Raw genomic sequence first — 6805 nt, 5'->3', positions numbered from 1 at the left:
CAGAATCCGGAACCCATTTCGACTCCACACAATCACCTAACCCATGTCAGGTGTTTCCACGACCACTAGAAATCAAGGTAGCTGCAGGTACGACCAAACCCCGCAAGCATATGCTTGCGGGGTTCATTCTGTGCCAGGTAGAAGATTCGAACTTCTGAAGGCAATGCCGGCGGATTTACAGTCCGCTCCCTTTGGCCGCTCGGGCAACCTGGCATGCACTGTGTGGTGCGAGTAAGTACTTTACTACGAACCACCCTCCCACCTACAAATCGCCAGCGTAGTAGGGGCGAATGGGGCGGGAATAAGGGGGCATCGCCAAGCAGCTAGCCCACGCGGCGCACGGTGTAATCCGCCAGTTGGCGCAGGGCCTGGCTCGCGGAGTTCTCCGGTAGCACGGCAAGCTGCTCCTCCACCGTGCGCAGGTAGGCATTGATGTCCTCCAGCGCCTTCTGACGGCCACCAGACTGGTGCAGGAGCTCGATGGCGCGCTCCACCTCGGCGTCGGAATGCAGCGGGCCAGTAAGCAGCTCACGCAGTTTGTCGCCCACTTCGCCCTCTTCTTCCAAGGCGTAGAGAACCGGCAGGGTAAATACGCCCTCGCGCAGGTCCGTGCCCGGGGTCTTGCCGGAATCCTTTGGGTCAGAGAAGATGTCGATGACATCGTCCACAATCTGAAAGATCATGCCAATGGCACCACCAATGCGGTGCAGGGCTGCGGCATGCTCGGCCGAGGCGCCGGAGTGGTAGGCACCCAGGTAGCCAGCAGAGGCGATGAGCACCGCGGTCTTTTCACGGATAACGGCCGTGTAGTGCTCCACGACATTGGCCTCACCTGCGCCGATGGTTTCGCGCATCTGGCCGGTCACCAGCTCCTCAAAGGTATCGGCAAAGTGGGCCACGGTGTGGGTATCCAGCTCACTCATCAGGCGGGAGGCATGCGCCAGGAGCGCATCGCCGGCGAGGATGGCCACAGAGTTATTCCACCGCGAATTGGCAGATTCCACGCCGCGGCGGCGGTCCGCCTCATCCATGACATCGTCATGATAAAGGGTGGCTACGTGCACCATCTCCACGACGGTGGCGGCCTTAACAACCTCTTCGCAGCCCGGACGCGGACCATACTCGGAGGCCAGCAGCGCCATCATGGGGCGAAAGCGCTTGCCACCGGCCTTAGACAGGTGGCTGACCTTGTCCTTTAAGAAGTCCTGGCCGCGGTCGATTTCACTGCGCAGCTTGTCTTCTACTGCTTCCATGCCCGCACCAATGCGCTCGTTGAGCTGCGGATCACCAAGATCCACGTGCGTGGCATGCGATTGACCGTGAGTCATTAAATAGTGTTCCTTGCAACTAAAAGCCAGAGATAATCGATTACCTACCGTAGTCCAAACTGCGCCCCTAAACACACTCGAGGGGTCGAACTCATGCAATGATAGTCCTCATGTCGGAGCAGATCGATTCCCAAACCTATGTCGAGGTCGCCATCATTGGCGCTGGGCCTGCCGGAGCCGCCGCCGCGATTCATGCCGCACGCGCCGGTTATGACACCCTCCTTATTGATTCCGCGACGTTTCCCCGCGATAAAACCTGCGGCGACGGGCTCACCCCGCGCGCGATGCACCAGCTTGCTGAGCTCGGCATTGTGGTCAACGCCTCCTACCGCAATCGCGGCCTGAAACTGCACGGCTACGGCGGCGATATTACCGCGCCTTGGCCGGAGACCTACCCCTCCCAGGTGGGCACGGCCCTGCCGCGCTACCGCTTTGATGCCCTGCTTGCCGACGCCGCCCGGAAAGCCGGCGCCACCCTCCTCACCGGCACCCCTGCCACCAACCCGGTGCTCGAGGGCAACCGCGTGACCTCCTTCCGCGTGGGAGAGGCCACAGTGCATGCCAAGTGGATCATCGTGGCCGATGGCGTGCGCTCTACTTTTGGCAAGAAGCTCGGCCGCACCTGGCACCGCGAGGAGGTCTATGGCATTGCCGCGCGTTCCTATGCTTCCTCTACGCATGCCACTGAGCCCTGGATGCACTCCCACGTTGAGCTCAAGGACGAAGAAGGCGAGGTGCAGCCCGGCTACGGTTGGATCTTCCCGCTCGGCCCCGAGCTAGGCCAGGTCAATATCGGCCTCGGCGCGCTGTCGACCGCGCAGCGCCCCGCCAAGATCAACACCAAGAAGCTGCTCGAGTTCTACGCCACCCAACAGCGCACCGAGTGGGGACTCGGGGAAATTGAGCACGTTACCTCTGCCTTACTGCCCATGGGCGGCGCGGTATCTAACGTGGCCGGCGCCAATTGGATGCTCATTGGTGATGCCGCGGCCTGCATCAACCCCCTCAACGGCGAGGGCATCGATTATGGATTGGAGACCGCCGCGCTGGCCGTAGCCCTGCTCGGCCCGAAGGATTTCACCCTGGCCTGGCCGGCCGTCTTGCGCGAGCACTACGGCGAGTCCTTCCTCTTGGCCCGCACGGCCGCGCGCTTGCTTACTTATCCGCAGTTCCTACCGCTGGCCGGTCCACTGGCCCTGCGCGGGCCCATCGGCCGCATACTCATGCCGGCCGCCGCGCGCCTGATGGGCAACCTCATTACTGACGATGACCGCGACCTCATCGCACGCACCTGGCGCGCCGCCGGCCGTACGGTCTCGTCCCTTCGCCGCGATACGCCCCTCTGGGATTCGACCGCGGCATAGTCCCCCGCCGCAGTCCTCTAGGCGCGGGCTCCGGCCCTCGCCTAGGCTGGCTTTACCGCCGAGTGCAGCGCCACGATGCCGAAGGTAAGGTTCTGCCAGCCGGCCTCGGCCCAGCCATTGCGATTGATAACCGCGGCAAGCTCCTCCTGCCTGGGCCACGCGCGAACGGATTCCGCGAGGTAGATATATGCCTCCGGGTTAGAAGAGACCAGGCGCGCTACCGGCGGGAGCAGACGCATCAAGTATTCCTTGTACACGGTGCCAAAAATCGGTACCACCGGGGTGGAAAACTCCGCCACCGCAAGGCGCCCGCCCGGCTTGGTCACGCGCGCCATTTCGCGCAGGCCAAGCTCAAAGTCGTGGATATTGCGCAGGCCATAAGAGATGGTCACGGCGTCAAAGGTGTTATCCGCAAACGGCAGCTGCATGCCATCGCCAGCCACCTTGGGCACGTTGCGCTCACGGCCGGCGGCCAGCATGCCACGGGAGAAATCACACGCCACGCACCACGCACCGGACTTAGAAAGTTCCACGGTGGACACGGCGGTACCCGCTGCAAGGTCGAGGACCTTCTCGCCCGGCTTAAGGTTCAAACGCTCGCGGGTGCGCTTGCGCCAGTGCGCGTCCTGCCCAAAGGAAAGCACGGTATTGGTGAGGTCGTATTTCTCGCCCACGGCGTCAAACATGCGCGCCACATCGAAGGGCTTTTTATCCAGATCTGCCTTAGACACAAATGATCAGTCTAGGCTACGCGGGCACCAAGGGCACGAGCCGCCCATCGCGGCAGCTCGGGACGCTGGCCCAGAATGGTCAGCGGCACCCGGCGAGTATCCTCCAGTACCTCTTCGTAATAGCCCACGAGCTGCTCGCACAGCGCCTTCCACGTCTTGGAGGAAATGGACTCGCGGGCATTGTCCCGCATCTCTTGGTGGATCTCCGGATTGAGCAGAGCGTCCACCGCATTGGGGAGGTCTTCCACAAAGGTCTTTACCTCCAGCAGCAGGCCGTTATAGCCCTCGTTGATGAGGTCTACCGGGCCACCGGCCCGCGGCCCGATGGTCGGCACGCCGGAGGCCTGTGCCTCCTGGATGGACTGGCAGAAGGTCTCGAACTCGCCGGCGTGGACAAAGACGTCCAAGGAGGCATAGGCGGCGGCGAGGTCTTCGCCGGACAGCGCACCGGTAAAGACGGCACCGGGCAGCTGGGCTTCCAACAGCGGGCGCTCCGGTCCATCGCCCACGATGACCAGCTGGATATCCTCGCGCCCGTTGAGCGCGGAGAGGCGGTGCACGCCCTTTTCCGCGGCGAGGCGACCAACGAATCCCACTACATTCTTGGTGCCGCTCGGATCCCAGCTGCGGCGCAGCTCATCAGAGCGCTTGGAGGGGTGGAAAAGTTCCGCGTTCACGCCACGCCCCCAGTGGCGTACGTTCTTGATGTGGTGCTTTTCCAAGTCCCGGATGGTCAGCGAGGACGGCGCCAGCGTCATCTGACAAGAGTTATGAATCGTGCGCAGCCACTCCCACACGCCATAGGCCAACGCGGAGGCATGGTACTTGGTGGCAAAGCCGGCAACATCGGTCTGGTACAACGCTACGGCCGGCACGCGCTGCTGGCGGGCGGAGAAAGCGCCAGCCGCGCCGAGTACGAAGGGGCTGGCCAAGTGAATGATATCCGGCTTGAAATCACGCAGCGCCTCATCGACCGCCGTGGTAGGCACGCCCACCGGCAGCGAATCCACCAGCGGCACGCGCACGGTGGGTACACGGTAGATGGGGAATCCTAGGTAGTCCGGAATTTCTTCTTGTCCTTCACGGGCGCCCGGCGCGATGACGATGGCCTCCTGGCCGGTCTCGTGCAGGTGCTCTAAAACGCGCAGCACGGAGTTGGTCACACCATTGACATTGGGGAGGAAGGATTCAGCCACGATCGCAACACGCATGCCACCATCATGGCCCATTTTCTTAAGTTTATGGTGAAGCCAGCGGAAAATCTTGGTTAATTATTTCTCCGCACGGCGGGTAAAGAAGCTAATCAGCTTCCACAGCACGGCCGCGATGAGCGTGGCAACCACCCCTACCGAGAGCGCCGGGATGATGGCCAGCGTCCATTCGCGGCCTTCGACCTTGACTAGGTCTGGGTCGTCCTGGGCGTATTGCACCCACACCTGCTGACCCTCGCCCAGCCCACTGGGATAGAGCAGCCCGTGCTGTGGGGTGTGGTAAATCCCTTCACTGTCTTGGAAATCCACCGTAGTGCGCAGCACGCCCACATCCTTGACCGTAGCCAAAGCGCGCGCGGGGTGGCTGGCGATGGCGTGGTCATTCAGCGCCGGCCCGATGACCATGCCCACCACACCCACCAGCGCGGCCAGATACAGCGCCAGCGTCAGCTGGTGCAGGCGGCGGCGATAGACCGCGGGCGTATAGCGCGGCACCACGGCCGCGTGCGGCTTATGCTGCGGCGGGGCCACTTACTGGCCTACCTTTGCGGTGAGCTTCTCATTGAGCGCCCGGCGCGTGGCACGGGTGGTCTTGGCCTCCACGACGGTAATCCCGGTGGAATATTCTTTCAGCTCCGCCAACGTGTCCAGCAGCTCCTGCGGGGTGGTCACCTCGCGGTAGTCTGCCTCATAGGCTTCTGCCAGCTTGCCGACGTCCACCCCATGCGGCGTCCCAAACGCCGGCTCGAAGGACTCGCGCAGCGCATCGGCGCCTTGTTCCAGGGTCTCGAAGATGCCGCCACCATTGTCATTGGCCACCACGATGGTGAGGTTTTCCGGTCGCGCCTGATCTTCCGGGATGAGCAGGCTATTCGCGTCATGCAAGAAGGTGACATCCCCCATCAGCGCCATAACTCGCGGGGCGCGCCAGTTGGTGGGATCCAGCGATTGCGTGGCCAGGGAAATGCCGATGGCCTGCGCGATGGCTCCATCGATGCCGGCTGCCCCGCGCGGCGAGTACGTATCCACGCCGTCGAAAGGCAGGCCCACCATGGAGGCATCGCGCACCGGGTTCGAAGCACCGAGCACCAGGGTATCGTTGACGGAGAGCGTATCGCCCACCGCGGCCGCCACGTGCAGCCCGGTAAATCCCAGTTCCTCATCCTCGAGGGTCTCGCGCACGGCTTGCCCCGCCATATCTGTTGCACCTTCGCAGATCTTCATCCACTCGCGGCTCGGCTCACCGGTGACCTTGACGGTGGTGCCAAGCCGGGCCTCTTCGCCGCGCTGGTTGGTGAAGTCCTTGGTGCGCGAGAGCACCACCAGCTCGATATCCGGGTCATTCATCAGCGCTAGCACGCCACGGTGCAGCGTCGGATGCCCCACGACGATGACCTGTTCAACCTTGGTGTTGACCACATAATCATTCGCGGAGACCTGCGCCTTGCGGAAGATGTGCGCCGCCGCCGGATGCACCGGATGGTACGGGCCCGGCGCGCTCGGCTCTGCGATGGTTGGCACGTCTTGGAGGCCTTCTACCTCCCAGGCCTCATCGCCCGCAATGACCAGTGTGTTCTTGCTCAAATCCACGGCCACTTCACCGTGGTCCACAAAGGACGGCGCGGGCTCGCGCACGCCATCGCCGGAGGTGTGGTCCGGCAGGGTGGCGTCGACAAGCGGGGCATCAAAGGCCACATTGATGTGTACCTGTAGGTCTTCGCGGAAACGCTGGGCCATCGCCGCGATATCGTCCGCGTCGGTGACCTGGGTGGTGTCCGCATAGACGCCGAAGATGCCCTGCTGCTCGATGGTCTGCGACGCCCCCGTGCCCACCAGGCGCTCCGGCCGATCCGCGCTAATGATGGCCAGCGGCGTATGGGAATAGTGTGCCTCCACCACGGCTGGCAGAGTATTGGCCACCGCAGTTCCCGAGGTCATCACCACGCCCACGTGGCGGCGCTGCACCCGCGCCATGCCCAGGGCGGTAAACGCTCCCCCGCGCTCGTCCAGGCGGGTGTGGACGCGGATATCATCACGCGCCAACAGCGCCAGCGACAGCGGCGCGTTGCGCGAACCAGGGCACAAGACGACATCCGTGAGGTGGCGCGCCAGTTGGGCGGCTACCTTCTCAGCCAACTGCATCGATTCATTCATGCCGCCCGATTTTACCT

6 protein-coding genes and 1 tRNA gene are annotated in these 6805 nt (G+C 63.2%); 1 reads left to right on the top strand and 6 read right to left on the bottom strand.

Going from position 1 to position 6805, the window contains the following annotated elements:
* Positions 1-131: 131 nt before the first annotated feature.
* A tRNA-Tyr gene (locus QP324_RS07795) sits at positions 132-213 on the bottom strand.
* 110 nt (positions 214-323) lie between these two features.
* Positions 324-1328, bottom strand: a complete 1005-nt coding sequence (locus tag QP324_RS07790; RefSeq protein ID WP_284815444.1) for a polyprenyl synthetase family protein — start codon at positions 1326-1328, stop codon at positions 324-326.
* Between the two features lie 98 nt (positions 1329-1426).
* Here QP324_RS07790 and QP324_RS07785 point away from each other — a divergent pair, with 98 nt between their 5' ends.
* Positions 1427-2692 (top strand): geranylgeranyl reductase family protein, encoded by a 1266-nt coding sequence (locus QP324_RS07785; RefSeq protein WP_284815442.1) that lies wholly within the window; start codon positions 1427-1429, stop codon positions 2690-2692.
* Positions 2693-2733: 41 nt separating this feature from the next.
* On the opposite strand, the gene QP324_RS07780 is transcribed toward QP324_RS07785, so the two are convergent.
* From QP324_RS07780 to menD, 4 genes are read right to left on the bottom strand one after another with little or no spacing between them, the layout of a single operon-like run.
* A complete protein-coding gene (locus tag QP324_RS07780; protein ID WP_284815440.1) occupies positions 2734-3423 on the bottom strand; it encodes a demethylmenaquinone methyltransferase in 690 nt (229 codons plus the stop codon).
* A gap of 11 nt (positions 3424-3434) precedes the next feature.
* On the bottom strand, positions 3435-4634 hold the full coding sequence (locus QP324_RS07775; protein WP_284815446.1) for a glycosyltransferase family 1 protein: 1200 nt from the start codon (positions 4632-4634) through the stop codon (positions 3435-3437).
* A gap of 60 nt (positions 4635-4694) precedes the next feature.
* Positions 4695-5165 (bottom strand): DUF3592 domain-containing protein, encoded by a 471-nt coding sequence (locus QP324_RS07770; RefSeq protein ID WP_284787761.1) that lies wholly within the window; start codon positions 5163-5165, stop codon positions 4695-4697.
* Positions 5166-6788, bottom strand: coding sequence for a 2-succinyl-5-enolpyruvyl-6-hydroxy-3-cyclohexene-1-carboxylic-acid synthase (gene menD, locus QP324_RS07765; RefSeq protein ID WP_284815438.1), 1623 nt, complete (start codon positions 6786-6788; stop codon positions 5166-5168).
* Between the last annotated feature and the right edge of the window lie 17 nt (positions 6789-6805).

It is taken from the genome of Corynebacterium sp. UMB0012, from assembly GCF_030216265.1.
Lineage (GTDB): Bacteria > Actinomycetota > Actinomycetes > Mycobacteriales > Mycobacteriaceae > Corynebacterium.
Note: the sequence above shows the minus strand (reverse complement) of the source record. Positions and strands in the feature narration are given on the sequence as shown.